The following is a 26,145-nucleotide window of genomic DNA, read 5'->3' as shown; positions in this document are numbered from 1 at the left end:
GAGAGACGGCCATGTACCTGTGTCACGTCACGCAATTGCCCGAGGACGGCGCCCGCGGTTTCGATACCGACGGGGCGGGGCAGGCCACCATCTTCCTGCTGCGCCGGGGCGAGCAGGTGCGCGCCTGGCGCGACCGCTGTCCGCATCTCGGCACACCGCTGCCGTGGCGGCGCGATGCCTATCTCGACGCCAGCGGGCAGCACGTGGTCTGTGCCGCCCATGGCGCCCTGTTCGATCCACTCACCGGACTGTGCACGCTCGGTCCCTGCCTGGGCGACACGCTCACACCGGTCGCGCTGCGCATCGATGACGACGGTGGCCTGCACCTGGTCAGCGGCGATCACGTTTAACTCATCAAGAAAAAGATTCAGGAGACACCATGACACTCGCAGCCCAACGCATCCTCATCATCGGCGGCGGCTTTTCCGGCATGTCCGCCGCCATCGATCTGTGCCGCCGTGGCGCCCAGGTCGATCTGGTGGAACTCGATGCCCAGTGGCGCAACTATGGCGCCGGCATCAGTCTGGGCCCGGCCACCCTGCGTGCACTCAAGCAACTGGGCGTACTGGAGGCCTTCCTGCGCGACGGCGCGGCCGGTGACGGCGTGCGCCTGTGCCTGCCGCACGGCCCGCAGATCGCCGAGCTGCCCACGCCGCGCCTGGCAGCACCCGATGTGCCGGGTGGCGGTGCCATCCTGCGCCCGGTACTGGCGCGCATCCTGGCCGATGCCACCCGCGCGGCGGGTGCCGATGTCCGCCTGGGTTGCACCTTCACCGCCCTGCGTGAGCAGGGCGACCAGGTCGAGGTGGAATTCACCGATGGCCAGACCCGCCGCTACGACCTGGTGATCGGCGCCGATGGCCTGTACTCCAAACTGCGCGCCCGGCTCTTTCCCGACGCGCCCAAGCCGCGCTACAGCGGCCAGGCCGTGTGGCGCGCCATCCTGCCGCGCCCGGCCGAGATCGATACCTGCACCATGTGGATGGGCCCGCGTATCAAGCCGGGCGTCAATCCGGTCTCCCGGGACGAGATGTACCTCTTCGTGACCGAGCCACGTCCGGTCAACGACCACATCGATCCATCCACCTTCGTGGCGCGCCTGCGCGGCTTGCTGGAAGACTTCAGCGCCCCGGCGCTCAAGACCATCCGCGACCAGCTCGATGACAGCGCCCGCATCATCTTCCGTCCGCTGGAAGGCCTGCTGCTGCCGCGTCCCTGGTATCAGGGCCGCGTGGTGCTGATCGGCGATGCCGTACATGCCACCACGCCGCACCTGGCCTCGGGCGCCTGCATCGGCATCGAGGATGCCCTGGTGCTGGCCGACGAGCTGGCACGCAACGATAGCGTGCCGCTGGCCTTGTCGGCCTTCGAAGAGCGTCGCTGGGAACGCTGCCGCATGGTGGTGGAGAACTCGGCACGGCTGGGCGAGATCGAGGTGGAGGGCGGCGACAAGGACGAGCACTCCCGCATCATGCGCGAATCACACGCGGCACTGGTGCAACCCATCTGACTGCCACCATCACCATAAAAAATAGAAACCATGAACGGCTTTGCAATCCGCGTACGACGCGAGGAGACAAGATGATCACGACCTATTCCAAGCGCGCCCTGGCTGCGCTGATGCTGGCGCACTGCGCCGGCATGATCGACCTGGTTGCGCTGCCGGTCTGGGTCGGCACGCTGGTGGCGCACTACCACTTCGATCCCCGCCAGGCCGGCCTGCTGGCCTCGTTGTTCCTGGGTGGCGCCGTGTTGGCCAGCGCCTGGCTGGCACCGCGCTTCGATCCGGATACCGCGCGCTGGAAGGCGGCCATCGGCTTCGCGCTCTCGGCGCTGCTGTTCACCGTGGCTGCTCAGACCCAGCACTACCTGCTGCTGGCCTTGCTGCATGCGGTGTGCGGCGTCACGACCGGGCTATCCCTGAGTGTCACGCATGGCACCCTCGCGCGGGGCAGCAACCCGCATCGCGGCTTTGCGCTGGTGGGTATCGCGCTGGGCGTGTTCGCCATCGTGTTCCTGGGCAGTGCGCCGCCGATCATCGCCAGCCTGGGTGGCCCTGCGCTGTTCTATCTCTTCGCCGGCGTGATGGCCGTGGGCGCGCTGGCCTGTGCCCTGGCTTTTCCGCGTGCCGAGACGGACAGCACGGCGCGCGTCGCCGCTCCCCGGCAGCCGGTGCCACGCCAGGTCTGGTTTGGTATCGCCGGCATCGCCTGCATGGGTCTGGTGCAATCCATGACCTTCAGTTTCCTGGAACGTGTCGGCAGTGATCGCGGCTTCGGCCTGCAGGCGGTGACCGGCGTACTCATCGCGCTGGGCTTCGTCAATCTCTTGCCGGCACCGCTGGCGGCCCTGCTGGAAAAACACCTGCCCGCCCGCAGCGTGCTGATGGCCGGTCCGCTGGTCCAGGCGCTGCTGGTGGTGGTGATCATGTCGTCGGCGCACTTCCTGCCCTATGCCGCTGCCGCCTCGGTATTTGCCGCCGTGATGATCTTTACCCACACCTTCGCCTTCGGCCTCATGGCCCGGCTGGACCGCAGTGGCCGCGCCATGGCTGCCACCCCCGCCATGCTGATGACGGGCGCGGCCATCGGCCCCATCCTCGGCGGCACGCTGGTGCAGGGCTGGAGCTACGCCAGCCTGGGCCCGGTGGCCGTGGTGCTGGGCGTGGCTGCATCGTTCTGTTTCTCGCGGCTGCCGCGTGCAGCCGCCATCCAACCCCAGGAGGCCCTGGCATGACCGCATCCCTGCAGGCGCGTCGCCGACATCGTTTCGTCGACCTGTCCATCTATCTCGAAAACGACGTGCTCTCCGATCCGCCGCCGCTGGCGCCCAAGATCACCTACCAGAAGCATGCCGACACCTTGCCCGAATTCATGGCCATGCTGCCCGGCACCCGGCCCGAGGACTATCCCGATGGCGAGGCGGCAGCGGCCGAATGGGTCACCCTGACCACCCACAACGGCACCCACCTGGATGCGCCCTGGCATTTCCATTCCACCCAGGATGCCAAGAATGGCGGTGCACGTCCTTCGATCACCATCGATGAAGTGCCGCTGGAATGGTGTTTCCAGCCGGGTGTGAAGCTGGACTTTCGCCACTTCCCGGATGGCTACGTCGCCAGCGCCGCCGATGTGGAAGCCGAACTCAAGCGCATCGGTCATGTGCTGCAGCCGCTGGATATCGTGGTGGTCAACACTCGCGCCGGATCGCGCTACGGTCATCGCGACTATCTCGGCGCCGGTTGCGGCATGGGCTATGAAGCCACCATGTACCTGCTCGAACGTGGCGTGCGCCTGACCGGCACCGATGCCTGGAGCTGGGATGCACCGTTTTCCTATACCGCCCAGCGGGTGGCCGAGACCGGCGATAAGTCCCTGATCTGGGAAGGCCACAAGGCCGGTCGCGACATCGGCTACTGCCATCTGGAAAAGTTGCACAACCTGGAAGCCCTGCCGCCACACGGTTTCACCATCAGCTGCTTCCCGCACAAGATCCGGGGCGCCAGCGCCGGCTGGACGCGGGCGGTGGCGATCTTTGACGCTTCCTGAAGGAACCCGGATGAATTTTCCTCCCATCTACCGCGTGGTCACCGGCCACGATGCGCAAGGCCATTCCATCGTCAGCACTGAGGGTCCGCTACCGACGGTGGTGGAAGTGGCCGCCATTCCCGGCACGCTGTTCCATGAAGTCTGGAGCACCGGCGCCACGCCCGTGCCCGTGGACAACGGCCCTGATCCCACCCTGGGCGCTCTGGTGCTCTCGCCCCCGGCGCATGGCACGCGCATGCGCTTCGTCGATATTCCGCCCGACACCGAAGAATTCCTGGCCAGTGCCAGCAGCAGGATGCACGACGCCTTCAGCCAGATCGGCGAAGCCGCTGCCTCCACCGTGCAGGCCGACTCGCCCCATCCGCTGATGCACCGGACCGAATCGGTGGACTATGGCATCGTCATCGAAGGAGAGATGACTCTGGTGCTGGAGCGTGGCGAAGTCGACCTCAAGCCCGGCAGCGTGGTCGTACAGCGTGGCACCAACCATGCCTGGGCCAATCGCTCGGGCAAGCCTTGCCGCATGCTCTTCATTCTGGTGGATGGCCGGTATGACCCGGCCATCGCCGCGCAACTCGGTCGGGGGGATAAGCCATGAAGTTTGCCACCCTGCATGACGGCAGCGCCGATGGCACCCTGGTCCTGGTGGCGCGGGATGGGCGCAGAGCCCTGCCGGTGCCGCAGATCGCTGCCACCCTGATCGATGCCATGGCGCGCTGGGAGGACGTGCGTGCGCCCCTGGAAGCGTGCTACAGGGCCCTCAACGGAGCTCAGGTGGAGGGAGCCATCGCCTTCGACCCCCGGCAGTGCATGGCGCCACTGCCGCGCGCGCCGCAATGGCTGGATGCCTCGGCTTTCCTCAACCACGGCAGGCTGATGGAAGAAGCCTTCAAGACGCCCCCGATCCCGCATTTCGATACGGTGCCGGTGATGTACCAGGGCGCCAGTGATGACTTCCTTGGCCCGCATCAGGATGTGCCCCTGTGTTCGGAATCCGAAGGCATCGATTTCGAAGGCGAGTTCGGTGTGGTGGTCGGTCCGGTGGCCATGGGCGCCAGCCCGCAACAGGCGCAGCAGGCCGTGCGCCTGGTACTGCAGCTCAACGACTGGAGCCTGCGCGCGCTCGGCCCGCATGAGATGAAGACCGGCTTCGGCTTCCTGCAGGCCAAGCCTTCCACCGCCTTCGCACCCATTGCGGTCACTCCCGACGAACTGGGCGAGGCATGGCGCGACGGCAGGGTGCAGATGCGCCTGCAGGTGCAATGGAACGGCGTGGACTTCGGCCAGCCACATGGCGGCGAGATGAATTTCTCCTTCGGCGAGCTGATCGCGCATGCCGCGCACAGTCGTCGCCTCACCGCTGGCTGCATCATCGGTTCGGGTACTGTCTCCAATGTGGCGCGCGCCGCTGGCTCCGCCTGCATCGCCGAGCGCCGCGTGATCGAAAAGATCGACCTGGGCGAGATCCGCACCGGTTTCATGCGCTTCGGTGACGAGGTACGCATGCAGGCCCGCTACGCCGACGGCCGTGAAGGTCCCTTCGGCATCCTGCAGCAGCGCCTGGTGCAGGCGCCATGAAGGTATTGGTGACCGGTGCCGGCGGTTTCATCGGCGCGACCCTGATGCAACTGCTGCAGCAGGTGGGGCAGATCGGGGCGCAGCGCATCACGCAGCTGGCCGCCATGGATCGGCACTTGCCGCCCTCGTCGCCTGATATCGTGCGCATCGAAGGCGAGCTGCAGGATGCTGCGGTGCTGGAGCGCATCGCCCGCTTCGGCGCCGATCTCTGCTTTCACCTGGCCGCTGTGCCCGGCGGGGCGGCCGAGGCGGATCCCGCATTGAGCCGTCGCGTCAACCTGGATGCCACCCTCGACCTGTTCGAGGTGCTGGCGGCCAGGCCGGCAGCGGGCGCTGCGCCGGTGGTGGTGTATGCCAGCACCATCGCCGTCTATGGCACACCCTTGCCCGACCCGGTCACCCCGTCCACGCCCGCGCAGCCGGCACTGGTCTATGGCGCCCACAAGCGCGCCTGCGAAATCCTGCTGGCCGATGCCACGCGTCGCGGCCAGCTCGATGGTCGTTCCTTGCGGCTGCCGGGTATCGTGGCACGCCCCCGCGCCGCCTCCGGACTGGTCTCGGCCTTCATGAGCGAACTGCTGCATGCACTGGCTGCCGGCGCCCCGGTGACGCTGCCGGTCGGCCCGCAGGCTACCGCCTGGTGGATGTCGGCGCAGTGTTGCGCCGGGAATCTGCTGCATGCCGCCACCATGGATCCGACGCTGGATACCGAAGGTCATCGCGAACGCTGCTGGGCCTTGCCGGTGCTGCGGCTCTCCATGGGCGAACTGGTGGACACGCTGTCGACGCTGTATGGCGTGGACGGCCATGCGCTGGTGCGCTATGCACCGCAGGAAGGGGTGGAAGCGATCTTCGGCAGATATCCCGTGCTCGATGACTGTCGCGCACGGCAACTGGGATTGAAGGATGATGGCGACGCCAGAACACTGGTCAGGCGGGCTCTGGCGCCCTATGCCCTATAGCCGGCCGTGGTGAGCGCCGCGGGCGGTCAGGCCGCCAGTCCCAGTTCGTTGGCGGCTTCCGGCGGGCGCTGCTGCAGCACTTCATCCAGTTCCAGCGCCTTGCTGAACAACCAGCCCTGGGCGTGGATGTCGGGGGCGATGCCGCGAATGAGCTGCAGTTGCTCGTCGGTCTCGATGCCTTCGATGACCACCTGCAGATCCAGTTCGCCGGCCAGGCGCAGCAGGTTGGGCACCACCGAACGCAGCGGCGAACCGGTACTCAGCGCACTGGTGAACAGCCGGTCGATCTTGATGCCGTCGAAGCGGGCGTAGGAAAGGTGCGAGAGATTGGCGCTGCCCGTGCCGAAGTCGTCGATCCAGATCGCAAAGCCGGCCCGCCTCAGCAATTCGATATTGTGGGTGAAGGCATCGGAGCGGATATCGGCGCGCTCGGTCACCTCCAGGTGCAATTGCCGGCGCAGGGCCGCTTGGTTGGCGGTGAGGTCCAGTGCGAAGCGGATGAAGTTGGCGTCTTCGATGTCGGCAACTTCGGTATTGATCGCCAGGATGAGATCGGGATTGGCCAGCAGCAGCTCCTGCATCTCGCGCAATGCGCGCGCGAGGACGACCTTGGCCAGGGCCGTGCAGAGCCGATTCTGCACCGCCAGCGGCACGAAGATATCGGGGCCGATTTCTGGCTCATCGGCCGGGCGCCAGCGGGCAAGCGCTTCATAGCCCTTCAGGCTCAGATCGTTGATGCAGACGATGGGCTGGTACAACAGCACGATTTCATCGTTGGCAATGCCATGCCGCAGCCGGTCCAGCACCCCCTGGTGGCGCCGGCTGCGCAGGTGGAGCAGGCAGGCCAGGGCGCCGGCGACGAAGCTGCCGGCCAGCAGCGCAATGAGTCCTCGCGGATAGAGTACCGGGTACCAGTGCAGGCGCGCCGATGCCTGTGCGCACAGCGCCAGATCGGCATTGCAGTGGGTCACGTCGATCCCCGGCAGCAGCCCGATGGCACCGTCCGGGTTGTAGCGCATGCCTTCGCGCTCAACCAGCACGTGCGTGCCGTCTGCGTTGGTGATGCGCAGCGAGACATCCTGATAGAAGCGATTGAGATCGAAGGTGGTCGGTGCGGTAAGGGCCAGGCTGCGCTGCAGGCCGACCACGTTGCTGGGGGCGTGAGTGTGCACGATGGCCTGCCCCAGCCAGATCTTGAAGCCGCGGCCGGCCTGGTAAAGCGGCTCCGGCAGCACAAACGGCTCAGCCAGCTGGCCCCATAGCGCGGTACAGCGCACCATACCCTGGTCGATGCGTCCGAGATCGGCCACATAGCTGTTGGCGTAGGCGATATTGCGCAGTACCGCCAGGTCGTCGTCCGAGCAATGCTGGAACGGGCTGGCCTCGGCCCGACGCAGCGCATCCCCCGTGGCGCGTGCCGCATCCTCGGCGCGCTGCAGGGCCTGCATCGACGAGGCGTCGATGTGGCGCAGCTCCGAAACGGTCAGCGCAAGCTGTGCCAGGGCCAGCCCGATGAGCATGCCAAGACAGGCCCATAGCAGGATTTTCCATGCCGACACGCGACGGAAGACTTTGCGATTCATTGATTAAAAAATAACTATTCCTGGCGCAAGCTTAATTTAAATCCGTTATGACTTATTTGGTTTTTTTCGCAGGCTGTTGTTTTGAATCGGATTTCACTTCGATTTCCCGGCCGGCGATAGGAATCCGACCCCCTGCTGATGCGTATCGGACTCAATTCTCGCCATTCCTCCCCATTTCCCCGTCATTCCCCCCCTTTTTGTGACGTCCGTGGGCTGGTTCAGGACGTGACCTTCACGGCGCGTCCGATATAGAGGATGGGGCCGGTCGGTCGTCCGGTGGGCGAGCCGGTGCCGGGTTCCAGGGTGATTTCGAAAAGTTGATCGGCCTGCAGCGGGGGCAGTTTCTCCAGTGCCACCTGCTGCGTCCTGCCGGGCTGGACCAGTCCCAGCGATACCGGTGCGCTCCAGTTGGCGCCTTTGGTCCAGAACTGCAGGGCCTTTTCCTGCGGGATGGTAGCCACGCCCAGAGGGATCAGATTCAGGCGCCCACTGCCGCCGGTCTGGACTACCCAGCCCGGAGCCTTGTCCTGGGGCGCGACCAGTACCACCATGAAGGATGGTGCAGGACCCGGCGGCTCGGCACGCAGTACCAGCAGCGCCAGCAAGACCGAGCAGGTCAGCGCCCCAGCGGTGCTCCAGCGCCAGAAATTGACGCTCTCCCACCATTGTCGCCAGCCGCCCTGGCGGCGCACCGGCGCCGGCATCGGCAGGCTGCGTTCGATCCGCTGCCACAGGCCCGGCGAAGGTTGTTCAGGCGGCGCCAGTGCGGTCAGTGGATGCAGTCTGGCTTCCCATGCATCGACCGCGGCGCGCAGGGCAGGCTCTTGCGGCAGGCGTCGTTCCACCGCCTGGCGCTGTGCCAGGTCCAGCGTGCCCAGCACATACTGGCCAGCCAGCCATTGCAGTTCGTCGTGTGATTCGTTCATCCGATGCACTCCCGCAGCGCGGCCAGGCCCCGCTTGATCCATGCCTTGACCGATCCCAGTGGCGCCTTGAGGCGTTCGGCGATTTCGGTGTGGGTGCAGCCATCGACATAGGCGTAGACGATGCTGGCGCGCTTGGCATCACTCAACTGCCCCAGGCAGTCTTCCAGCCGGCCGAGATCGGCCTGCCACTCGGGCGCCTGGACGGCGGGCTCATGGTGGTCGGCCAGTTCTTCCAGATCGTCGCCGGCATTGACCTCGTGCTGCAGGGCGCGCAGGCGGTTCAACGCCGTATGGCGCACCACCGTGAAGATCCAGCCGCGCGCTGCACCCCGCGAGGGGTCGAAGCTGGCGGCGCGGGTCCAGATATTGAGGAAGGCGTCGTGCAGCACGTCCTCGGCCAGCGCCCGGTCGCGTACGATACGCAGCGCCACGCCCAGCAGATAGCGCCCCTCCTGCTGGTACAGCCTCTGCAATGCCCCGCGCTCGCCAGCGGCGCAGGCGAGGAGGGCGGCTTCATGGTCGAAGGCAGGGGCGTCTGTCACGCGAAAGGGTCCGGGCGCTTGTTGCCCGGCCGGAACATCCGGCCGGGATGGCGTCGATTATAGCGACGCCAGCGCCTGACTTAGTTGGCTTTCCAGAAAATATAATCGGCCTGGTAGCCCACCTTCTGCTTGGCACCGGCCTTGCTCATGTCGCAGGCCTCGGCCGGCGCCACGCCACCCCGGGTGGCGACCCGCTGGATATAGGTGGTCTGGGTCATCGCACCCATGCCGGTGGCCGGATTGGCCTTCACCAGCTGGTACGGGATATTGCCGGTGCCGGCCGGCGCCACCGCCACCTGGGTCGCGGTCACCTTGGAGCCGTCGCTGCTCTCCCAGGTGGCCGGCGGTCCATAGTAGCGACCGACCTGCATGCCACTACGGTCCTTCAACACCGCATCCGGGCCGACGAAGGTCCATTCGAACTGGCCGGGCATGTCCTTCTTGGGGCGGCATTCATAGAGGATTTCGCCCGCGCCCACCGTCTGCAGCACCACCTTGTTGCCGGCCGGTACCTTGACGGCGTCGGGCAGGCTGTCCTGCGAATACATGGTCGACATCGGTGCGCAGGCCGCCAGCGTGAGGCTGGCCGCGGCGGCAGCGACGGTGGCGGTCCGGCCCAGGACGGGGCGCAGGGCGGACAGGTGACGCGAGAAGGGCATGGACGGGATGGAATGTTGCATGATGGGCTCCTGTAAGTTCTTGAAATGGGTCGTACCACGATCAGCTTTTCCTGCTGACATGAGTACTACCCACCAGGCGCCCGAACGGATGCAGTCCCGCGAAAATTTATTTTTCGGGCGGCTGCAAGCCGTCCTGGATGGATCTCAGCTGCGGGTGGCAATGGCCGGGTAGCCCCCGCTGCCCTCCGGCCAGGGCGTGAGGATTTCATATCCCTTGGCCGTGACCACCACCATGTGTTCCCACTGCGCCGACAGCGAACCGTCGGCGGTCACCACGGTCCAGCCGTCGTCCAGTTGCTGTGTATGGCGCTTGCCGGCATTCAACATCGGTTCGATGGTGAAGATCATGCCTTCCTTGAGTGGCAGGCCGGCATTGCGCTGGCCGTAGTGCAGCACTTGCGGTTCGTCGTGATAGACGGTGCCGATGCCATGGCCGCAATATTCCCGTACCACGGAAAAACCATCCCGCTGCGCCACCGTCTGGATGGCATGGCCGACATCGCCCAACGTGGCGCCCGGGCGCACCGCGCGGATGCCCGCGCACATCGCCTCATAGGTGGTGTTGACCAGCTTGCGCGCCGTGGCATTGGGCGAACCCACGAAATACATGCGGCTGCAGTCGCCATACCAGCCGTCCTTGATCACGGCCACGTCGATGTTGATGATGTCGCCATCCTTCAGCACCTGGCCACCGGGAATGCCGTGGCAGATCACTTCGTTGACGGAACTGCAGATGGTCTTGGGGAAACCGTGATAGCCCACATTGGCCGGCGTGGCCTTTTGCACGTTGACGATATGGTCGTGGCAGATGCGGTCCAGTTCGTCGGTACTCACCCCGGCCCGGACGTGCTCGGCCACGATGTGCAGCACTTCGGCCGCCAGTTGCCCGGCCACGCGGGCCTGGGCGATTTCTGCGGCGCTGCGCAGCTTCACTTTTCTCATGCTTGTCTGATCTCGGTGTGCCACGCGCTGCGTGGCGGTCGTTCGGCCGTGTATTTTATCCGTCCCGTGCGCCGCACGCCTCGGGTTTGCACGATCGTCGGGATTTTTCGACAAGTAATGGGTATTTTCGACCCCCGGCCTGGCCTCATGCACTTATGGGTAAAATCGATAGTTTGTACTTGATCCATCCATTTCACAGATAAACCAGATTCTCTCAACAGCAGATTTTCTCAACAGGATTTTCACCAGAGGCCATATGGAACTGAGGCAACTGCGCCAATTCGTGGCGCTGGCGGAAGAAAAGAGTTTTACCCGGGCCGCTTCGCGCTGCCATATCGTGCAATCGGCGCTGTCGTCTTCCATCCGCCTGCTGGAAGAGGAACTGGCCGCACCGCTGTTCGTGCGCACCACGCGCCGGGTCGAACTGACTGCGGCCGGCGAAGCCTTCCTCGACAGCGCCCGGCGCGCATTGGGTGCGCTGGAGCAGGGCGCCACCGATGTGGCCGATGTCAATGCCATGCGACGCGGCCGCCTGTCCATCGGCACGGTGCAGAGCCTGCCTTCCTTCGTCGACCTGCCGGCCGTTCTGGCACGCTTCCATCGTCGTCATCCTGCCGTGGAGGTCCGGCTGTGCCAGGGCGCGGCGGGCGAGTTGAACGAGAAGGTGGCTTCGCGCCAGCTGGACCTGGCCGTCCTGCCCATCGAAGAAAGCGGCGAAGGCCTGCAGAGCCATATCATCGCCTGCGAAGACCTGGTGCTGGCCTGCACCCCGACCCATCGCCTGGCCAAGGCGCGCTCGGTGACACTGGAACAACTGGCCGGCGAGGATTTCGTCGATTTCGAGACCGGCCTGGGTACGCGGGCCCTGGTGGATCGCGGCTTTGCCGAAGCCGGCCTGCGGCGCCGCCTGGCCTTCGAGGTCAGCGATCTGGTGACCTTGCTGGACCTGGTCGTACACGGACTGGGCGTGGCCCTGTTGCCGCGCGACGTGGTGCGCTCGCGCCGGGGCAAGCTGGCCACGGTCAACCTGCGCGGCGTGGAGCTGTGCTGGGAGCTGGTGGTCACCCACAAGGGTGCCGCCCGCAATGGCGCACCGGTGCTCGACGCAGCACCGGCGGCGTTTCTCGAATTACTGATGGAACAGGCGCGGGAGCAGGGGCGGGCGTGACTTGACCGACCTTTCCTGCCCGCACTTCGTGGTACCTGAACGCTACCGCTGCAGGGAATTTATCCGGCGCACCAGACCGCCAGCTCATAACCATCCAGGTCGCTGAAATGGAAGCGCCTGCCGCCCGGGAAGGAGAAGGTGGGGCGGGTGATGGTGGCACCGGCCGCCAGCAAGCGGTCCTGGATGGCATCCAGGTCGTCACCGTAGAGGATCACCAGCGGGCCGCCCGGGCGCACCGCTTCGCCGGTGGTGAAGCCACCCTTGAGGCGGCCGTCGCTGAATTCGGTGTAGGTCGGGCCGTAGTCGGTGAAGGTCCAGCCGAATACGCTGCCGTAGAAAGTCTTGCTGCGGGCGATGTCGGTGACGTTGAATTCGATGTTGTCGATCCTTAATGCAGCAGGGGCGGGGCTCATGGTTTGCGTCATCCTGATTCAGTGGCAATGGGTAGGCCGGTAAGGCGGGCAGCACATCGCGATGGTGCCCCGCGCCCGCCGGCAGGGACCGCCACCTTAGCATGCCGGCCGGGCAGCCCCTCAGATGAAACGCCGTACCGCCTTGCCGCCGAACAGTGCGACCACCACCATCACCAGCGATACGCCCACGAAGCTGACCCGCAAGCCCAGATGTTCGGCCACGCCACCGATGAAGACCGGCCCCAGCAGCATACCCACATAGGCGAAGCGCGCCACGGCGGCAATGCTCTCGGCGGCCGCCATGCCCGGTACCCGGGCCGCAGCCAGGAAGAAGATCGGCATCAGGTTGGCAATGCCCAGGCCCGCCAGCAGCAGCCCGGCCATGGTGGCCAGGGGTACCGGCCAGGCCGCCGCCAGGGCGATGCCGGCGGCACCGGCCGCACCGCTCCAGGCCAGGGTGCGCAGGCCGCCGATGCGGGCACGGATGCGGTCGCCGGTCAGCCGTCCGGCCGCCATGCCGGTGGAAAATGCCGCATAGCTGTAGCTGACCCAGGCTGCCGGCGACTGCGCCACGTCGCGCATGTACACCGCCGCCCAGTCATACATGCCTCCTTCGCATACCAGCGCCAGGAAGGCGATGCCACCCAGCACCAGTACCATGCGGCGCGCCCGGCCATCGGTTCCGCTTGCGCCGCCGGCCTCGTCATGCGTGGCGTCGGGCAGGGCGAAGGGGCCGATGGACAAGGCCACCGCCAGCGTGCCGGCCCCGACCAGCGCCGCATGGGCCAGCGGCGACAGCCCGGGCAGGGCACCCAGCGCCGAGCCGGCGATGCCGCCGATGCTGAACATGGCGTGCAGGGTGGACATGATGGGTCGCGTGCGCTGGCCCTCCACCAGTGCGGCCTGTACCGACATGGCCACATCGAAGGCGGCCATGGCGCTGCCGAACACCAGCAGCAGCGCCACCAGCATCCAGAACTGGGGTGCCAGCGGGATCAGCAACAGCGTGGCCGCATACAGGATGCCGACCTGGCGCAGGGCACGGGCGCTACCGACGCGCGCGATCCACTTGCCGGACTGGCCCATGGTCAGCAGCGCGCCCCCGGCCACGGCCAGCATGGCCAGCGACAGCACCGCGTCAGACAGCGCGAAACGCTCCTTCACCGAGGGAATCAGCACGCCCCAGGTGGCGAAGGTGGCGCCGTTGACGAAGAACTGCGCCATCGTGGCGCGGGTGGCGTTACGGATGCGGACGGATTCGGCAGGGGAAGTGGAGCGGGGAGAGGTGCCGGGCGTCATGAAGAACCTGCAGGAAAAATCAAAAAGCGTGACTTTGCCAGTATTTGATTCATCTGTTAAATGGAATATTCAGATCAACTCCATCGATCAGACAGATGAATCAGCCCACCCATGCCAGCCGATGTCATCCGGTCGGCAGGTGGACGACCGAAAAAAAGCCCGGCCAGCTTGCGCTGGGACCGGGCTGAGGGACTACCGAGGAGGAGGTTTTGGCTTATTACCACTCGGCAAAGCTGCCGTCCTTGTGGCGCCAGATCGGGTTGCGCCAGCGGTGGCCGACTTCGGCGCGCTGACGGACATATTCTTCGTTGATCTCGATGCCCAGGCCCGGGCCTTGCGGGATCTTGACGTAGCCGTCTTCATAGGCGAACACGTTCTTGTCGCGGATGTAGTCCAGCAGGTCATTGCTTTCGTTGTAGTGGATGCCCAGGCTCTGTTCCTGGATGAAGGCGTTGTAGCTGCCGGCGTCCACCTGCAGGCAGGAGGCCAGGGCGATCGGGCCCAGCGGGCAGTGCAGCGCCAGCGCCACGTCGTAGGCCTCGGCCATCATGGCGATCTTGCGGGTCTCGGTGATGCCGCCGGCGTGCGAGACATCGGGCTGGATGATGTCCACGTAACCCTCGGAGAGGATGCGCTTGAAGTCCCAGCGCGAATACAGGCGTTCACCCAGGGCGATCGGGGTCGAGGTCAGGTGGGCGATTTCCTTCAGGGCCTCGTAGTTCTCCGACAGCACAGGTTCTTCGATGAACATCAGCTTGTACGGCTCCAGTTCCTTGATCAATACCTTGGCCATGGGCTTGTGTACGCGGCCGTGGAAGTCCACGCCGATGCCCACGTTGGGGCCGACCGCTTCGCGCACGGCCTGGACGTTGGCCAGGGTCAGTTCGATCTTGTCGTGGCTGTCGATGAATTGCAGTTCTTCGGTACCGTTCATCTTCACGGCGGTGAAGCCGCGTGCCACCGCATTCTTGGCCGCCGCAGCCGTATCGGCCGGCCGGTCGCCGCCGATCCAGGAATACACGCGGATGGAGTCACGCACTGCACCACCCAGCAACTGGTGTACCGGTACACCCAGGGCCTTGCCCTTGATATCCCACAGGGCCTGGTCGATGCCGGCCAGGGCGCTCATGTGGATGGCGCCGCCACGGTAGAAACCACCGCGATAGAGCACCGTCCAGTGGTCTTCGATATTGCGCGGGTCCTTGCCGATCAGGTAGTCGGCCAGTTCGTCCACGGCGGCCGAGACGCTATGGGCGCGACCTTCGACGATGGGCTCGCCCCAGCCGACGATGCCTTCGTCAGTCTCGATCTTGAGGAAGCACCAGCGCGGCGGCACGATGAAGGTGGTGATCTTGGTGATTTTCATTGTTCTGTCCGGTTATGCGTTTAATCTGTTCAGGTGAAAAATGATCGGCGTGCGATCGGTTGCAACGATGAATGTCCAGGGCCGGCAGGCGGGCGCTCAGCCCAGCGCCTTCCAAGCGGTGACGAAGGCGACGGCGCGCTGGCGCACTTCCTCGGCCGACAGGCCGGGGGTGTACAAGGCCGAGCCCAGGCCGAAGCCCGATGCGCCGGCTGCGCGGAACACCGCCATGCCCTCGGGCGTGATGCCGCCCACCGGCAGCAGCGCGATGTCGCGCGAGATGACGGCACGCCAGGCCTTGACCACCTGGGGGCCGAGCTGTTCGGCCGGGAACATCTTGAGGACGTCGGCGCCATTGTCCAGGGCGGCAAAGGCCTCGGTCACGGTGGCCACACCCGGTGCGCTGTAGAGGCCGGCATCGCGGGCTGCGCGGATGACGGCGCCATCGCTGTGGGGCATGACGATCAGTTCGCCACCGGCATCCTTGACCTGCTGTACCTGCGCGGGCTTGAGGACCGTGCCGGCGCCGACGATGCAGTCGGCCGGCAGGCTCTTGCGCAGGGCGCTGATGCTCACCAGCGGGTCGGGCGAATTGAGCGGTACTTCGATGATGCGAAAGCCGCTGTCATAGAGGGCCGCGCCGATGGCTTCGGCCTCGGCATTACGCACGCCGCGCAGGATGGCGATCATGCCGGTGTTGCGCAGGGCGTCGTTGAATCGTTGGGTCTGGAGTTGCATGTTTTCTTCCGTGATGCGGTTGATGGTGACGACCTTGGCCTCAGGCGACCAGTCCGGCGTGGCGTGCCAGCACCCACAGCCCGACTTCGGTAGCGGCGTCGGCCTGGCTGACCGGTCCCAGACCGAACAGGTCCAGCGCGAGCTGGTAGCGGCGGCACAGACCGGCGTCGCCGATCAGGACGATGGCCGGCACCTGGGCCGGGTACAGGGTTTTCAGGGCGGCCAGTTCATGGCCGATCAACAGGCCCGACAGGTAGTCTGGCTGCGCCTCGGCTGCCAGTTCGCCGGTCAGCCCGAGGGTGCGGCTGCTGAAGATGTTGGAGAGCACACCGCTCTTGCCTTCCGGCCCCAGCGCCACGCGCGCCCCACGCAGGAAGGCGGCATCATCGGCGGCATCGGGCTTGTGCATGGTGCGACCGAGGATGGTGTGGGCGCACAGGGCGCCGTAGACCTCGCCGGTCATGAAGGTATCGAAATGCTCGATGCGGCCATCGACCACGCGCACCCACTTCGAATGGGTGCCAGGCAGGCCGATCAGCAACTCGCGCTCATGGCGTGTCTGCAGGGCGCCGATGACCTGGGTTTCCTCGCCGCGCATCACGTTGGGCAGGGTCGAGGCCTGCAGCAGGCCCGGCACGATCCACAGCGGACGGCCCAGGCCGGTAGCGACCTCGGTCAGCTTGCTGCCGATCAGGTCGGGCGAGAGCGGCACGTTCAGGTAGGCGGCTTCGCGCCAGCCCTGCTTGCTGCCGACCATGCCGGCGGCAATCAGCGGAGCCTGCGGTGCAGCCTCCAGCCAGTCGCCGCAGGCGGCTTGCAGCGCGACGCGGTAGGGCGCGTGCGCGTCCTCGCCATGCTCCACGGCGGGCAGGTTCATGATGCCCCAGGGATGGGCGCGGCGCTCGATCACCTGGCCGTTGTGGTCGAAGCGGTAGCAGCGCAGCGAGGAAGTACCCCAGTCGAGGGCGATCAGGGCGCAGTCTGTTTGGATATCTTGGTGGGTCGTCATGTTCGGTGCCGGGCGTCAGCGCGCCAGGCTGGTATGGTTCGTTTCGCTGCGTGCCTGTTCCTGGGCGATGTCGCAGACCGTGAAGCGGGTCAGCAGCACCATGTCTTCGCCCGGGGCCAGCGCGATCAGGCCGGGCTGGTTGGGCTGGTGGAAGGCATCGATGGGATGGGTCACCGGCTCCAGGCAGAAGTACGGCAGGCCATTGGGCCGGAACATCAGCACGTAACCGCTGCGGTCAGTGGTGTGCATCTGCAGGCGCAGGCCGCGGGTGGGGTCTTCGATCATGGCCAGGCCGTCCCAGCCCTCGAAGCAGTTATCGATCAGGCCGCCCTGCAACAGCGCCGGGCGGTTGTAGTCCCAGCCGGCCGGCAACTGGCGGCTGAAACCGGTGGGGATGCGATCAGGTCCGGACAGCCATACGCCGCGTGCGCGGAACTGCAGACGGGTATGAGCGTCGTGCAGGAAGTAGGGATGCAGGCCCAGGCCATAGGGCAGGGTCTCTTCGCCGGTATTGGTCACCCGCAGTTCGATTTCCAGTGCATTCTCGCGCAGCGTCAGCACCTGGCGCGCATGATAGACATAGGGATTGCCGTCGCAGCGCGCCGAGTCCAGCTCCAGGGTCATGCGGTCTTCGCTCTGGGCCACGATGCTCCAGGCCTGGCGCCAGCTGTCGCCATGGATGGGAAACGGTTCGCCAGCGCGGTTGGGCTGCAGCGGGTAATGCTTGCCATTGAAATCGAAACCGCCGCCGGTGATGCGGTTGGACCAGGGCAGCAGCGGGAAGCAGGCCGTCGCGTAGAGCGCAGCCGGATCGGCGCTCCAGGGGCGCAGCAGTGGCAGCCACTTGCGCTCGCGCTGCCATTCCCACCCGGCCAATGCCCCGCCCAGCGCGGGGAGCACGTGCAGACGCTGACGCCCTGATTGCAGGGTATGGATTTCCGGCAGCCCCTTGGAGCCTGCGCGGTTGGCATCGGTTGCTCGGGATGGCATGGTGTCTCGTATCTTGTTATGGAGTGCGGCGCGCATCAGCGTTGCGGTGGTGCGGCGTCCCGTCGTGGGGACAGCGAAGTCGTCGGCAGGAAGAAGGAGTGGGCTCACGTGGATTCGCGCTCGGTCTTCAGGCTTGCGCTTCTAAAAAAATCTGGCTGATCCTATCACCGCCCTCCGATAGGGAATAATGAAAAAAACATCGCAAACGATATCAAAATTGGGCGGCGCCTGCTGCCCGCTGCAGCACCTGCGGGCATGCGCCGGCGCGGTGCAGCGGTAAGCCGATTTTCCCCAACGATGTGCGAAACGGTATCGAAAAACATTAAAAATTCATTGGATACCTATTGGTCGCTTGCCTAATATGGAGCGCGAATCAGGGACTTCACGGCCTTCCGGGAGTGCAGGGTCGTCCAGGATTTCAGCCGCACCGCGCCGCTTCCCGACTTCATACTTATAAATCAAACGCATTCCGGCGCAGCGCAACCCACGCATACAACAAAGGGAAGTCCACAATTCCCTGCCAACGGAGACTGACAATGAACTCGAAAAGAAGAGCGCTTCTGGGCGCAGCCATTTGCATGAGCCTGGGTAGCAGCGCCATGAGCCTTCCGGCTTTCGCTGCCGACAAACCGCTGACCATGGGCTTTTCCCAGGTGGGCGCCGAGAGTGAATGGCGCACTGCCAATACCGTATCCATCAAGGATGCTGCCAAGCAGGCCGGCGTCAATCTCAAATTCGCGGACGCCCAGCAGAAGCAGGAAAACCAGGTCAAGGCGATCCGCTCCTTCATCGCGCAAAAGGTGGACGTGATCGCCTTCTCGCCAGTGGTGGAATCGGGCTGGGAAACCGTGCTGCGTGAAGCCAAGGCCGCCAAGATCCCGGTCATCCTGACCGACCGTGCCGTCAACGTCACCGACAAGTCGCTGTATGTGACCTTCATCGGTTCGGACTTTGTCGAAGAAGGCCGCCGCGCCGGTCGCTGGCTGCTGGAAAAGGCCAAGTCCATGCCGGCAGGTGACATCAATATTGTCGAACTGCAGGGCACCGTCGGCTCGGCCCCGGCGATCGATCGCAAGACCGGCTTCGAGGAAGTCATCAAGGGCGAACCGCGCCTGAAGATCATCCGCTCGCAGACCGGCGACTTCACCCGCGCCAAGGGCAAGGAAGTGATGGAAGCCTTCCTCAAGGCCGAGGGCAAGAAGATCAACGTGCTCTACGCCCACAACGACGACATGGCCATCGGCGCCATCCAGGCCATCGAAGAGGCCGGCATGAAGCCGGGCAAGGACATCATCATCATCTCCATCGACGGCGTGAAGGGTGCCTTCGAAGCCATGATGGCCGGCAAGCTCAATGTGACCGTGGAATGCAGCCCGCTGCTGGGTCCGCAACTGATGCAGATCGCCAAGGACATCAAGGCCGGCAAGGAAGTGCCCAAGCGCATCACCACCGAGGAAAGCGTCTTCCCGGCCGAAGTGGCGGCCAAGGAATTCCCGAACCGCAAGTATTGAGATCGGCATGAAGGCAACACACCCGCCCTGGGCTTCAGGGCGGGTGTGTTGCTGGTCGGGCTGGTCGGACCTGGTGCGCATGCTGGCGCATGAGGTGTTGCGATGGTTTTGATGGAGTTGCGATGACGATGTCTGTCGGGGCGCAGGCGCGTCCCATGCTTGAATTGAGTGGTGTACACAAGGCATTCGCGGGCGTGAAGGCGCTCACCGATGTCGGCTTGCGGCTGTTCCCGGGGGAAGTGCATACCCTGATGGGACAGAACGGCGCAGGCAAGTCCACGCTGATCAAGGTGTTGACGGGTGTGCATGAGCCCGATCAGGGCAAGATCGAACTGGATGGCCGCGCCATTGCACCGGCCTCCACGCTGGAGGCCCAGGCGCTTGGCATCAGCACGGTCTACCAGGAAGTCAATCTGTGTCCCAATCTGTCGGTGGCCGAGAATATCTTCATCGGCCGCTATCCCAAGCGCTTCGGTCGGATCGACTGGAAAAGCGTCCACGCACAAGCCAGGCTGCTGCTGCAGCAGCAATTGCAGATCGATATCGATGTGGCTGCCCAGTTGTCGTCCTATCCGCTGGCGATCCAGCAGATGGTGGCGATCTCGCGTGCCCTGTCGGTATCGGCCAAGGTGCTGATCCTGGATGAGCCCACCTCCAGCCTGGACGAGGCCGAGGTCCAGCAACTGTTCAAGGTGCTGCGGCGCCTGCGCGAGCAGGGCATGGCGATTCTCTTCGTGACCCATTTCCTGGACCAGACCTACGAGATTTCGGACCGCATCACGGTACTGCGCAATGGGGTACGCGAAGGCGAATACCTGGTCGCCGACCTGTCGCGTCTGGAGCTGGTCAACAAGATGGTGGGCGTGACCGCAGTCGATCATCGCAAGGTCGAAGCCGGTGCCGAGGCCCTGGCCTCGGGTCTGTCGGCCGATGCGGCAGAGCAGGGCGAAGTTTTCCTGCAGGCCGACGGGTTTGGTCGGCGTGGCGTATTGGCGCCGCAGGACCTGGAATTGCGGCGCGGCGAAGTATATGGCCTGTGCGGCCTGCTGGGCTCGGGACGGACCGAGATGGCGCGTCTGCTGTTTGGCGCTGACCGCGCCGATAGCGGCCAACTGCGCATCGAAGGGCGCGCCGTCAAACTCAATGTGCCGCGTGATGCGATTGCGGCCGGCATCGGCTTCTGTTCCGAGGACCGCAAGAAGGAAGGCGCGATCCTGGAATTGTCGGTGCGCGAAAACATCATCCTGGCGCTGCAGGCAAGGCAGGGCCTGTTTCGCGTGCTGCCGCGCAAGCGCCAGAACCAGATCGCCAGCGACTACGTCAAGTGGCTGGGCATCAAGACCGCCGACCTGGAAACCCCGATCGGCCTGCTGTCCGGCGGCAACCAGCAGAAGGCCTTGCTGGCGCGCTGGCTGGCGACCGACCCGGGCATGCTGATCCTGGATGAACCCACGCGCGGCATCGATGTGCGGGCCAAGCAGGAGATCATGGATTTCGTCATCGCCATGTGCCGCAAGGGCATGGCCATTCTTTTCATTTCCTCGGAGATTCCCGAGGTCCTGCGCTGCAGCGACCGTATGCTGGTGCTGCGCGACCGTCGTGCCTGTGGAGAATACCGTCGTGGTGAACTCGACGAGCAGACGGTCCTGCAGGTCATCGCGGGAGAGGCCGCATGAGTGCTTCCATGGATTCCAAACTGATTCCCGATGCCGCCACCCACGCTGGCGGGGCGGGCTGGACGGCGCTCTTGCGCCACCCGCTGGTACGTCCGCTGGCGGCACTGGCATTGTTGCTGCTGATCGATTTCCTGCTGGTGCCGGGCTTCTTCAGGCTGGAGATCAAGGATGGCCACCTGTATGGCGCGCTGATCGATATCGTCAACCGTGCCGCGCCGCTGATGCTGGCGGCACTGGGCATGACCCTGGTCATCGCCACGCGTGGCGTGGATATCTCGGTGGGCGCGGTGGTGGCCATTTCAGGCGCGGTCGCAGCGATCCTGATCGGCGGCAAGATGGTGGTGGTCAATGGTGTGCCGGAGTATGTGAGCAACGTACCGATGGTGTGGGCCCTGGCCGCAGCCATGGGCGCGGCATTGCTGTGCGGCGCCTGGAACGGCGTGCTGGTGGCCGGGCTGGGACTGCAGCCCATCATCGCCACGCTGATCCTGATGGTGGCCGGGCGCGGATTGGCGCAGTTGCTCACCGATGGCCAGATCGTGACGGTCTACTACAAGCCCTTCTTCTTCCTCGGCGGTGGTTACCTGTTCGGCCTGCCATTCTCGCTCTACATCGCCGTCGGCATGTTCCTGCTGCTGGCGCTGCTGATGAAGAAGACCGCCCTGGGCCTGTTCATCGAATCGGTCGGCATCAATCCGGTGGCTTCGCGCCTGGCCGGTATCCGCACGGCGGCGCTGATCTTCTTCGTCTATATGTTCTGCAGTGCCTGCGCCGGGCTGGCGGGCCTGATGATCGCGTCCAACATCAAGAGCGCCGACGCCAACAATGCCGGTCTGCTGCTGGAGCTCGATGCGATCCTGGCCGTCACCCTGGGTGGTACCTCGTTGGCCGGGGGCAAGTTCAGCCTGGTGGGCAGCGTCATCGGTGCGCTCATCATCCAGACCCTGACCTATACGATCTATTCGCTGGGGGTGCCGCCCGAGGTCAACATGGTGGTCAAGTCCATCGTGGTGTTCCTGGTCTGCCTGTCGCAGTCGCCGCAATTCCGTCGCATGTTGAGGATGTCCAAATCATGATGCTCGTTTCTTCCTTGCGGCGCGCTTCCCATGCGCCGTGGTTTACCTCCATGGTGACCGTGGTGTTGCTGGTGATCATGCTGCTTGCAGGGGCAGCAGGGTATGACGGTTTCCTGTCGCCGCAGGTGATGCTGAACCTGCTCATCGACAATGCCTTCCTGCTGGTGGTGGCCATCGGCATGAGCTTTGTCATCCTCTCCGGCGGCATCGACCTGTCGGTCGGTTCGGTGCTGGCGCTGACCACCATGGTGGCGGCCTTCCTGCTGCAGCACTGGCACTGGCCCCCGCTGCTGGTGATGGTCACGGTGCTGCTGATGGGCGCAGGCTTCGGCGCGGCCATGGGCGCGATGATCCACTACTTCAAGCTGCAGGCTTTCATCGTGACGCTGGCCGGCATGTTCCTGGCGCGGGGCCTGTGCTACCTCATCAGTATCGATTCCATCACCATCGACGATCCCTTCTTCACGGCCATGTCACAGACGCGCATCGAGTTCGCCGGCCTGTTCATCTCGCCCAGCGTGGTGATCGCACTGATCGTGCTGGCCGTAGCCATCTGGATGGCGCACGGCACGCGCTTCGGCCGCGCCGTCTATGCCATTGGTGGCAGCGAAAGCTCGGCCATGCTGATGGGCTTGCCGGTGGCGCGCACCAAGGTCTTGGTGTATGCCTTCAGCGGTTTCTGCGCATCGGTGGGTGGTCTGCTGTTTTCGTTCTACATGCTGTCGGGCTATGGCCTGCATGCGCAGGGTGTGGAACTGGACGCGATTGCGGCCGTGGTCATCGGCGGCACCCTGCTCACCGGCGGCTACGGTTACGTGGCCGGCACGCTCACTGGCGTGCTCATCCTTGGCGTGATCCAGACCCTCATTGCCTTCGATGGCAGCCTCAGTTCCTGGTGGACCAAGATCTTCATCGGCGCACTGCTTTTCGTCTTTTGCGTGGCTCAACGCATCATTTCCCTGGGTGCCCTGCGCGGCAAACCGGCCGGATCGGCGAAAGCCGCGCCAGTCGGGGCTTCGGCGGGATTTTCTAAGCTTAGTTAAGATAACTTTACATAGAGGGAGTTATACCGAAAAACATATCCATTACGCTCAAAAAATCATTAGAAATGTATTGGTAAAGCAATTAATGTAGAGCCCGCAAAACAGTTGCTCTGCATGACATTCATCAGAAATCGCGGCGCTGTTTTAGAAATAACTACAACACGCCATTCCATAAATAGAGACTGGAGACTCGAAGCATGAAAATCAAATCGGTATTGACCGGGATCGCACTCGGCCTGGGCGTGACCCTGATGTCCATCAGCGCACAGGTGAGCGCACAGAGCAAGGCCCTGGTCGGCGTGGCCATGCCCACCAAGTCCTCGGCACGCTGGATCGCCGACGGCAACAACATGGTCAAGGTCCTGAAGGAAAAGGGCTACCAGACCGACCTGCAATACGCGGAAGACGACATCCCCAACCAGCTGTCCCAGATCGAGAACATGCTGACCAAGGGCGCCAAGGTGCTGGTGATTGCCGCCATCGACGGCACCACCCTGACCGACGTGCTGCAGAAGGCGGCCGACAAGGGTGTCAAGGTCATCGCCTATGACCGCCTGATCCGTGGTTCCAAGAACGTTGACTACTACGCCACCTTCGACAACTTCCAGGTGGGCGTGCTGCAGGCACAGTCGCTGGAAAAGGCCCTGGGCCTGAAGGAAGGCAAGGGTCCGTTCAACATCGAACTGTTCGGCGGTTCCTCGGACGACAACAACGCCTTCTTCTTCTATAACGGCGCCATGTCGGTCCTGAAGCCCTACATCGACAGCGGCAAGCTGGTGGTGCGCTCCAAGCAGATGGGCATGGACAAGGTCGCGACCCTGCGCTGGGATCCGGCTACCGCCCAGGCCCGTATGGATAACCTGCTGTCGGCCTTCTACACCAACGCCAAGGTCAATGCCGTGCTGTCGCCGTATGACGGCCTGTCCATCGGCATCCTGTCCTCGCTGCGCGGCGTGGGTTACGGTTCGCCGCAACAACCGTTCCCGTACGTTTCGGGTCAGGATGCGGAAGTGCCTTCGGTCAAGTCCATTATCCGTGGCGAGCAGTACTCCACCATCTTCAAGGACACCCGCGAACTGGCCAAGGTCACGGTCGGCATGGTTGATGCCGTCCTGGGTGGCAAGCAGCCCCAGATCAACGACACCAAGACCTACAACAACGGTGTGAAGGTCGTTCCGTCCTACCTGTTGAAGCCGGTCGTGGTCGACAAGTCGAACTGGAAGGAAATCCTGGTCGGCAGCGGTTACTACACCGAAGCCCAGCTGAAGTAAGCACTACCCGGGCGGCGTCGATGGCATCTGCTCTGAGCCGAGCCGCCCGCTGAATCTTTCGCAGCACGCATACACACAAGATCAGCATAGTCCCGCCCTGTGCGGGACTAATACTTTCAGGAAGATGTGCTTGCACCAAAGCAATGCACACGAGATAAAAACTCCGGCTTGGCAGGGCTTCGCAAGACCGGCAGAAGAGAGGTCAGCATCATGAGCAACATTCTGGAAATGCGCGGCATCGAGAAGAGCTTCCCGGGTGTGAAGGCGTTGAACAACGTCAACCTGGCGGTGCGCGAAGGCGAGATCCATGCCATCGTCGGCGAGAACGGCGCCGGCAAGTCCACGTTGATGAAGGTGCTCTCGGGCGTGTACCCGCACGGTAGCTACTCGGGCGACATCGTCTACAAGGGTGAGGTGCGTGCCTTCAAGGATATCCGCGACAGCGAACACCTGGGCATCATCATCATCCACCAGGAGCTGGCACTGGTGCCGCTGCTGTCGGTGATGGAAAACCTGTTCCTCGGCAACGAGCAGGCCAGTGGCGGCGTGATCGACTGGGAGCAGTCCTATGTGCGCGCCAAGGCACTGCTGGCCAAGGTCGGCCTGAAGGAATCGCCCCAGACGCAGGTCGGTGACCTGGGCGTGGGCAAGCAGCAGCTGATCGAGATCGCCAAGGCGCTCTCCAAGGAAGTCAAGCTGCTGATCCTTGATGAACCGACCGCCAGCCTCAACGAAAGCGACTCGGATGCCTTGCTGGAATTGCTGCTGGAACTGAAGCGCCAGGGCATTGCCTCGATCCTGATCTCGCACAAGCTCAACGAAATTTCCAAGGTGGCCGACTCCATCACCGTGCTGCGCGACGGCACCACGGTCGATACCTTCGACTGCCGCGCTGAACCCATCAGCGAAGACCGTATCATCCAGCACATGGTTGGCCGCGAGATGGCCGACCGCTATCCCCAGCGTGATCCGCAGATCGGCGACGTGATCTTCGAAGTGCGCGACTGGCGCGTGCACCATCCGCTGCACAGCGACCGCCTGGCCATCAAGGACGTCAACATGACGGTACGCGCCGGCGAGATCGTCGGCATCGCCGGCCTGATGGGCGCCGGCCGTACCGAACTGGCCAAGAGCATCTTCGGCCGTGCCTACGGCAAGAAGATCAGTGGCAAGGTCTTCCTGCATGGCAAGGAAGCAGACCTGTCCACCATCCAGAAGGCCATCGACAAGGGCATCGCCTACGTCACGGAAGACCGCAAGGGCGACGGCCTGGTGCTGGAAGAAGACATCAAGAAGAACATCTCGCTGGCCAACCTGGGTGGCGTTTCCGAGCGTACTGTCATCGACGAGGCGCGCGAGTACAAGATTGCCGCCGACTTCAAGGCGCAGATGCGCATCCGCTGTTCCAGCGTGCTGCAGAAGGTGGTCAACCTCTCCGGCGGCAACCAGCAGAAGGTGGTGCTGTCGAAGTGGCTGTTCTCGCAACCCGAAGTGCTGATCCTGGACGAACCCACGCGCGGCATCGATGTGGGTGCCAAGTTCGAGATCTACAACATCATCAGCAAGCTGGCCGCCGAGGGCAAGTGCATCATCATGATCTCCTCGGAGATGCCGGAACTGCTGGGCATGTGCGACCGCATCTACGTCATGAACGAAGGCCAGTTCGTGGGTCATCTGCCCAAGGCTGAGGCCAGCCAGGAAAACATCATGCGCGCCATCATGCGCAACAAGCGCATCGACGATTCCGGCCTGTCCCAGGCCGCCTGAAACCCTGACACCAAGCCGGAGCCAAACCGGCGGCAACTATCATAAAGACCAGAGAGCACC

Annotated in this window: 25 protein-coding genes; 14 read left to right on the top strand and 11 right to left on the bottom strand. The window is 64.3% G+C overall.

Translation table 11 applies throughout. The annotated features are described in order from the left end of the window. The first annotated feature begins 11 nt into the window (after positions 1 to 11). From ACEOAC_RS20705 to ACEOAC_RS20675, 7 genes are all read left to right on the top strand, one after another. A complete protein-coding gene (locus ACEOAC_RS20705; RefSeq protein ID WP_413444148.1) occupies positions 12 to 350 on the top strand; it encodes a Rieske (2Fe-2S) protein in 339 nt (112 codons plus the stop codon). A gap of 29 nt (positions 351 to 379) precedes the next feature. Then, positions 380 to 1,510 (top strand): FAD-dependent oxidoreductase, encoded by a 1,131-nt coding sequence (locus ACEOAC_RS20700; protein WP_413628563.1) that lies wholly within the window; start codon positions 380 to 382, stop codon positions 1,508 to 1,510. Positions 1,511 to 1,581: 71 nt separating this feature from the next. Beyond that, positions 1,582 to 2,736, top strand: a complete 1,155-nt coding sequence (locus tag ACEOAC_RS20695; RefSeq protein WP_413628562.1) for an MFS transporter — start codon at positions 1,582 to 1,584, stop codon at positions 2,734 to 2,736. Continuing rightward, positions 2,733 to 3,548, top strand: a complete 816-nt coding sequence (locus tag ACEOAC_RS20690; RefSeq protein WP_006713100.1) for a cyclase family protein — start codon at positions 2,733 to 2,735, stop codon at positions 3,546 to 3,548. Before ACEOAC_RS20695 ends, ACEOAC_RS20690 begins: the two co-directional genes overlap by 4 nt. Positions 3,549 to 3,558: 10 nt before the next feature. Beyond that, positions 3,559 to 4,146: a cupin domain-containing protein gene (locus ACEOAC_RS20685; protein ID WP_413445128.1), complete on the top strand. Its 588-nt coding sequence runs from the start codon at positions 3,559 to 3,561 to the stop codon at positions 4,144 to 4,146. After that, a complete protein-coding gene (locus tag ACEOAC_RS20680; RefSeq protein WP_413445129.1) occupies positions 4,143 to 5,126 on the top strand; it encodes a fumarylacetoacetate hydrolase family protein in 984 nt (327 codons plus the stop codon). Before ACEOAC_RS20685 ends, ACEOAC_RS20680 begins: the two co-directional genes overlap by 4 nt. Then, entirely contained in the window at positions 5,123 to 6,088 is a 966-nt protein-coding gene (locus tag ACEOAC_RS20675; RefSeq protein WP_413445130.1) for an NAD-dependent epimerase/dehydratase family protein, read from the top strand. The genes ACEOAC_RS20680 and ACEOAC_RS20675 overlap by 4 nt, the downstream gene beginning before the upstream one ends. 26 nt (positions 6,089 to 6,114) lie before the next feature. Here ACEOAC_RS20675 and ACEOAC_RS20670 read toward each other — a convergent pair whose 3' ends face one another. From ACEOAC_RS20670 to map, 5 genes are all read right to left on the bottom strand, one after another. Further along, the gene (locus tag ACEOAC_RS20670; RefSeq protein WP_413445131.1) at positions 6,115 to 7,671 is read right to left on the bottom strand and encodes an EAL domain-containing protein; all 1,557 of its coding nucleotides are present in this window, start codon (positions 7,669 to 7,671) and stop codon (positions 6,115 to 6,117) included. Between the two features lie 218 nt (positions 7,672 to 7,889). Continuing rightward, entirely contained in the window at positions 7,890 to 8,597 is a 708-nt protein-coding gene (locus ACEOAC_RS20665; protein ID WP_077236660.1) for an anti-sigma factor domain-containing protein, read from the bottom strand. After that, the gene (locus ACEOAC_RS20660; protein ID WP_413445132.1) at positions 8,594 to 9,139 is read right to left on the bottom strand and encodes a sigma-70 family RNA polymerase sigma factor; all 546 of its coding nucleotides are present in this window, start codon (positions 9,137 to 9,139) and stop codon (positions 8,594 to 8,596) included. The genes ACEOAC_RS20665 and ACEOAC_RS20660 overlap by 4 nt, the downstream gene beginning before the upstream one ends. Before the next feature lie 80 nt (positions 9,140 to 9,219). After that, positions 9,220 to 9,696 (bottom strand): DUF3455 domain-containing protein, encoded by a 477-nt coding sequence (locus ACEOAC_RS20655; protein ID WP_233207608.1) that lies wholly within the window; start codon positions 9,694 to 9,696, stop codon positions 9,220 to 9,222. A 267-nt stretch (positions 9,697 to 9,963) separates the two neighbouring features. Next, the gene (gene map, locus ACEOAC_RS20650) at positions 9,964 to 10,761 is read right to left on the bottom strand and encodes a type I methionyl aminopeptidase (RefSeq protein ID WP_006713089.1); all 798 of its coding nucleotides are present in this window, start codon (positions 10,759 to 10,761) and stop codon (positions 9,964 to 9,966) included. Between the two features lie 256 nt (positions 10,762 to 11,017). On the opposite strand from map, the gene ACEOAC_RS20645 reads away from it, so the two are divergent. Continuing rightward, positions 11,018 to 11,929 carry a LysR family transcriptional regulator gene (locus tag ACEOAC_RS20645; protein WP_006713087.1) on the top strand — a complete coding sequence of 304 codons (912 nt, stop codon included), beginning with the start codon at positions 11,018 to 11,020 and terminating at the stop codon, positions 11,927 to 11,929. A gap of 59 nt (positions 11,930 to 11,988) precedes the next feature. Here ACEOAC_RS20645 and ACEOAC_RS20640 read toward each other — a convergent pair whose 3' ends face one another. From ACEOAC_RS20640 to ACEOAC_RS20615, 6 genes are all read right to left on the bottom strand, one after another. Continuing rightward, positions 11,989 to 12,342, bottom strand: coding sequence for a VOC family protein (locus tag ACEOAC_RS20640; protein WP_006713084.1), 354 nt, complete (start codon positions 12,340 to 12,342; stop codon positions 11,989 to 11,991). A gap of 120 nt (positions 12,343 to 12,462) precedes the next feature. Next, on the bottom strand, positions 12,463 to 13,641 hold the full coding sequence (locus ACEOAC_RS20635; RefSeq protein ID WP_241811425.1) for an MFS transporter: 1,179 nt from the start codon (positions 13,639 to 13,641) through the stop codon (positions 12,463 to 12,465). A gap of 217 nt (positions 13,642 to 13,858) precedes the next feature. Beyond that, positions 13,859 to 15,007 carry a galactonate dehydratase gene (dgoD, locus tag ACEOAC_RS20630; RefSeq protein ID WP_077236655.1) on the bottom strand — a complete coding sequence of 383 codons (1,149 nt, stop codon included), beginning with the start codon at positions 15,005 to 15,007 and terminating at the stop codon, positions 13,859 to 13,861. Positions 15,008 to 15,103: 96 nt separating this feature from the next. Continuing rightward, positions 15,104 to 15,742: a 2-dehydro-3-deoxy-6-phosphogalactonate aldolase gene (locus ACEOAC_RS20625; protein WP_234295610.1), complete on the bottom strand. Its 639-nt coding sequence runs from the start codon at positions 15,740 to 15,742 to the stop codon at positions 15,104 to 15,106. A gap of 40 nt (positions 15,743 to 15,782) precedes the next feature. After that, a complete protein-coding gene (locus ACEOAC_RS20620) occupies positions 15,783 to 16,751 on the bottom strand; it encodes a 2-dehydro-3-deoxygalactonokinase (protein WP_413444076.1) in 969 nt (322 codons plus the stop codon). Positions 16,752 to 16,766: 15 nt separating this feature from the next. Then, positions 16,767 to 17,741, bottom strand: a complete 975-nt coding sequence (locus ACEOAC_RS20615) for an aldose 1-epimerase (RefSeq protein ID WP_413444075.1) — start codon at positions 17,739 to 17,741, stop codon at positions 16,767 to 16,769. A gap of 536 nt (positions 17,742 to 18,277) precedes the next feature. On the opposite strand from ACEOAC_RS20615, the gene ACEOAC_RS20610 reads away from it, so the two are divergent. The 6 genes from ACEOAC_RS20610 to mmsA all read left to right on the top strand — a co-directional run bounded on the left by ACEOAC_RS20610 (position 18,278) and on the right by mmsA (position 26,085). Next, the gene (locus ACEOAC_RS20610) at positions 18,278 to 19,252 is read left to right on the top strand and encodes an ABC transporter substrate-binding protein (protein WP_039876531.1); all 975 of its coding nucleotides are present in this window, start codon (positions 18,278 to 18,280) and stop codon (positions 19,250 to 19,252) included. A gap of 122 nt (positions 19,253 to 19,374) precedes the next feature. Next, a complete protein-coding gene (locus ACEOAC_RS20605) occupies positions 19,375 to 20,928 on the top strand; it encodes a sugar ABC transporter ATP-binding protein (RefSeq protein ID WP_077236650.1) in 1,554 nt (517 codons plus the stop codon). Between the two features lie 8 nt (positions 20,929 to 20,936). Next, positions 20,937 to 22,004 carry an ABC transporter permease gene (locus ACEOAC_RS20600; RefSeq protein WP_413444074.1) on the top strand — a complete coding sequence of 356 codons (1,068 nt, stop codon included), beginning with the start codon at positions 20,937 to 20,939 and terminating at the stop codon, positions 22,002 to 22,004. Further along, positions 22,001 to 23,047 carry a galactofuranose ABC transporter, permease protein YjfF gene (yjfF, locus tag ACEOAC_RS20595; protein ID WP_077236648.1) on the top strand — a complete coding sequence of 349 codons (1,047 nt, stop codon included), beginning with the start codon at positions 22,001 to 22,003 and terminating at the stop codon, positions 23,045 to 23,047. Before ACEOAC_RS20600 ends, yjfF begins: the two co-directional genes overlap by 4 nt. A gap of 197 nt (positions 23,048 to 23,244) precedes the next feature. Then, positions 23,245 to 24,318 (top strand): multiple monosaccharide ABC transporter substrate-binding protein, encoded by a 1,074-nt coding sequence (chvE, locus tag ACEOAC_RS20590; RefSeq protein WP_077236647.1) that lies wholly within the window; start codon positions 23,245 to 23,247, stop codon positions 24,316 to 24,318. Between the two features lie 210 nt (positions 24,319 to 24,528). Beyond that, positions 24,529 to 26,085, top strand: coding sequence for a multiple monosaccharide ABC transporter ATP-binding protein (mmsA, locus tag ACEOAC_RS20585; protein WP_102663052.1), 1,557 nt, complete (start codon positions 24,529 to 24,531; stop codon positions 26,083 to 26,085). The last annotated feature ends 60 nt before the right edge of the window (positions 26,086 to 26,145 follow it).

The organism is Herbaspirillum frisingense (assembly GCF_047325095.1).
Lineage (GTDB): Bacteria > Pseudomonadota > Gammaproteobacteria > Burkholderiales > Burkholderiaceae_D > Herbaspirillum > Herbaspirillum frisingense.
The sequence above is the reverse complement of the archived record's forward strand: the minus strand, read 5'-3'. Positions and strand labels throughout refer to the sequence as shown.

Bases quoted from the DNA above. Each gene is read 5' to 3' on its own strand.
- ACEOAC_RS20680 (WP_413445129.1), top strand. From the start codon at position 4,143: ATGAAGTTTGCCACCCTGCATGACGGCAGCGCCGATGGCACCCTGGTC.
- mmsA (WP_102663052.1), top strand. From the start codon at position 24,529: ATGAGCAACATTCTGGAAATGCGCGGCATCGAGAAGAGCTTCCCGGGT.
- ACEOAC_RS20605 (WP_077236650.1), top strand. From the start codon at position 19,375: ATGACGATGTCTGTCGGGGCGCAGGCGCGTCCCATGCTTGAATTGAGT.
- ACEOAC_RS20665 (WP_077236660.1), bottom strand. From the start codon at position 8,597: ATGAACGAATCACACGACGAACTGCAATGGCTGGCTGGCCAGTATGTG.
- ACEOAC_RS20640 (WP_006713084.1), bottom strand. From the start codon at position 12,342: ATGAGCCCCGCCCCTGCTGCATTAAGGATCGACAACATCGAATTCAAC.
- ACEOAC_RS20635 (WP_241811425.1), bottom strand. From the start codon at position 13,641: ATGACGCCCGGCACCTCTCCCCGCTCCACTTCCCCTGCCGAATCCGTC.
- ACEOAC_RS20695 (WP_413628562.1), top strand. From the start codon at position 1,582: ATGATCACGACCTATTCCAAGCGCGCCCTGGCTGCGCTGATGCTGGCG.
- ACEOAC_RS20700 (WP_413628563.1), top strand. From the start codon at position 380: ATGACACTCGCAGCCCAACGCATCCTCATCATCGGCGGCGGCTTTTCC.
- ACEOAC_RS20600 (WP_413444074.1), top strand. From the start codon at position 20,937: ATGGATTCCAAACTGATTCCCGATGCCGCCACCCACGCTGGCGGGGCG.
- ACEOAC_RS20705 (WP_413444148.1), top strand. From the start codon at position 12: ATGTACCTGTGTCACGTCACGCAATTGCCCGAGGACGGCGCCCGCGGT.
- ACEOAC_RS20645 (WP_006713087.1), top strand. From the start codon at position 11,018: ATGGAACTGAGGCAACTGCGCCAATTCGTGGCGCTGGCGGAAGAAAAG.
- ACEOAC_RS20675 (WP_413445130.1), top strand. From the start codon at position 5,123: ATGAAGGTATTGGTGACCGGTGCCGGCGGTTTCATCGGCGCGACCCTG.
- ACEOAC_RS20685 (WP_413445128.1), top strand. From the start codon at position 3,559: ATGAATTTTCCTCCCATCTACCGCGTGGTCACCGGCCACGATGCGCAA.
- ACEOAC_RS20610 (WP_039876531.1), top strand. From the start codon at position 18,278: ATGAACTCGAAAAGAAGAGCGCTTCTGGGCGCAGCCATTTGCATGAGC.
- ACEOAC_RS20620 (WP_413444076.1), bottom strand. From the start codon at position 16,751: ATGACGACCCACCAAGATATCCAAACAGACTGCGCCCTGATCGCCCTC.
- ACEOAC_RS20625 (WP_234295610.1), bottom strand. From the start codon at position 15,742: ATGCAACTCCAGACCCAACGATTCAACGACGCCCTGCGCAACACCGGC.
- ACEOAC_RS20655 (WP_233207608.1), bottom strand. From the start codon at position 9,696: ATGTCGACCATGTATTCGCAGGACAGCCTGCCCGACGCCGTCAAGGTA.
- ACEOAC_RS20690 (WP_006713100.1), top strand. From the start codon at position 2,733: ATGACCGCATCCCTGCAGGCGCGTCGCCGACATCGTTTCGTCGACCTG.
- ACEOAC_RS20615 (WP_413444075.1), bottom strand. From the start codon at position 17,741: ATGCCATCCCGAGCAACCGATGCCAACCGCGCAGGCTCCAAGGGGCTG.
- yjfF (WP_077236648.1), top strand. From the start codon at position 22,001: ATGATGCTCGTTTCTTCCTTGCGGCGCGCTTCCCATGCGCCGTGGTTT.
- dgoD (WP_077236655.1), bottom strand. From the start codon at position 15,007: ATGAAAATCACCAAGATCACCACCTTCATCGTGCCGCCGCGCTGGTGC.
- chvE (WP_077236647.1), top strand. From the start codon at position 23,245: ATGAAAATCAAATCGGTATTGACCGGGATCGCACTCGGCCTGGGCGTG.
- ACEOAC_RS20670 (WP_413445131.1), bottom strand. From the start codon at position 7,671: ATGAATCGCAAAGTCTTCCGTCGCGTGTCGGCATGGAAAATCCTGCTA.
- map (WP_006713089.1), bottom strand. From the start codon at position 10,761: ATGAGAAAAGTGAAGCTGCGCAGCGCCGCAGAAATCGCCCAGGCCCGC.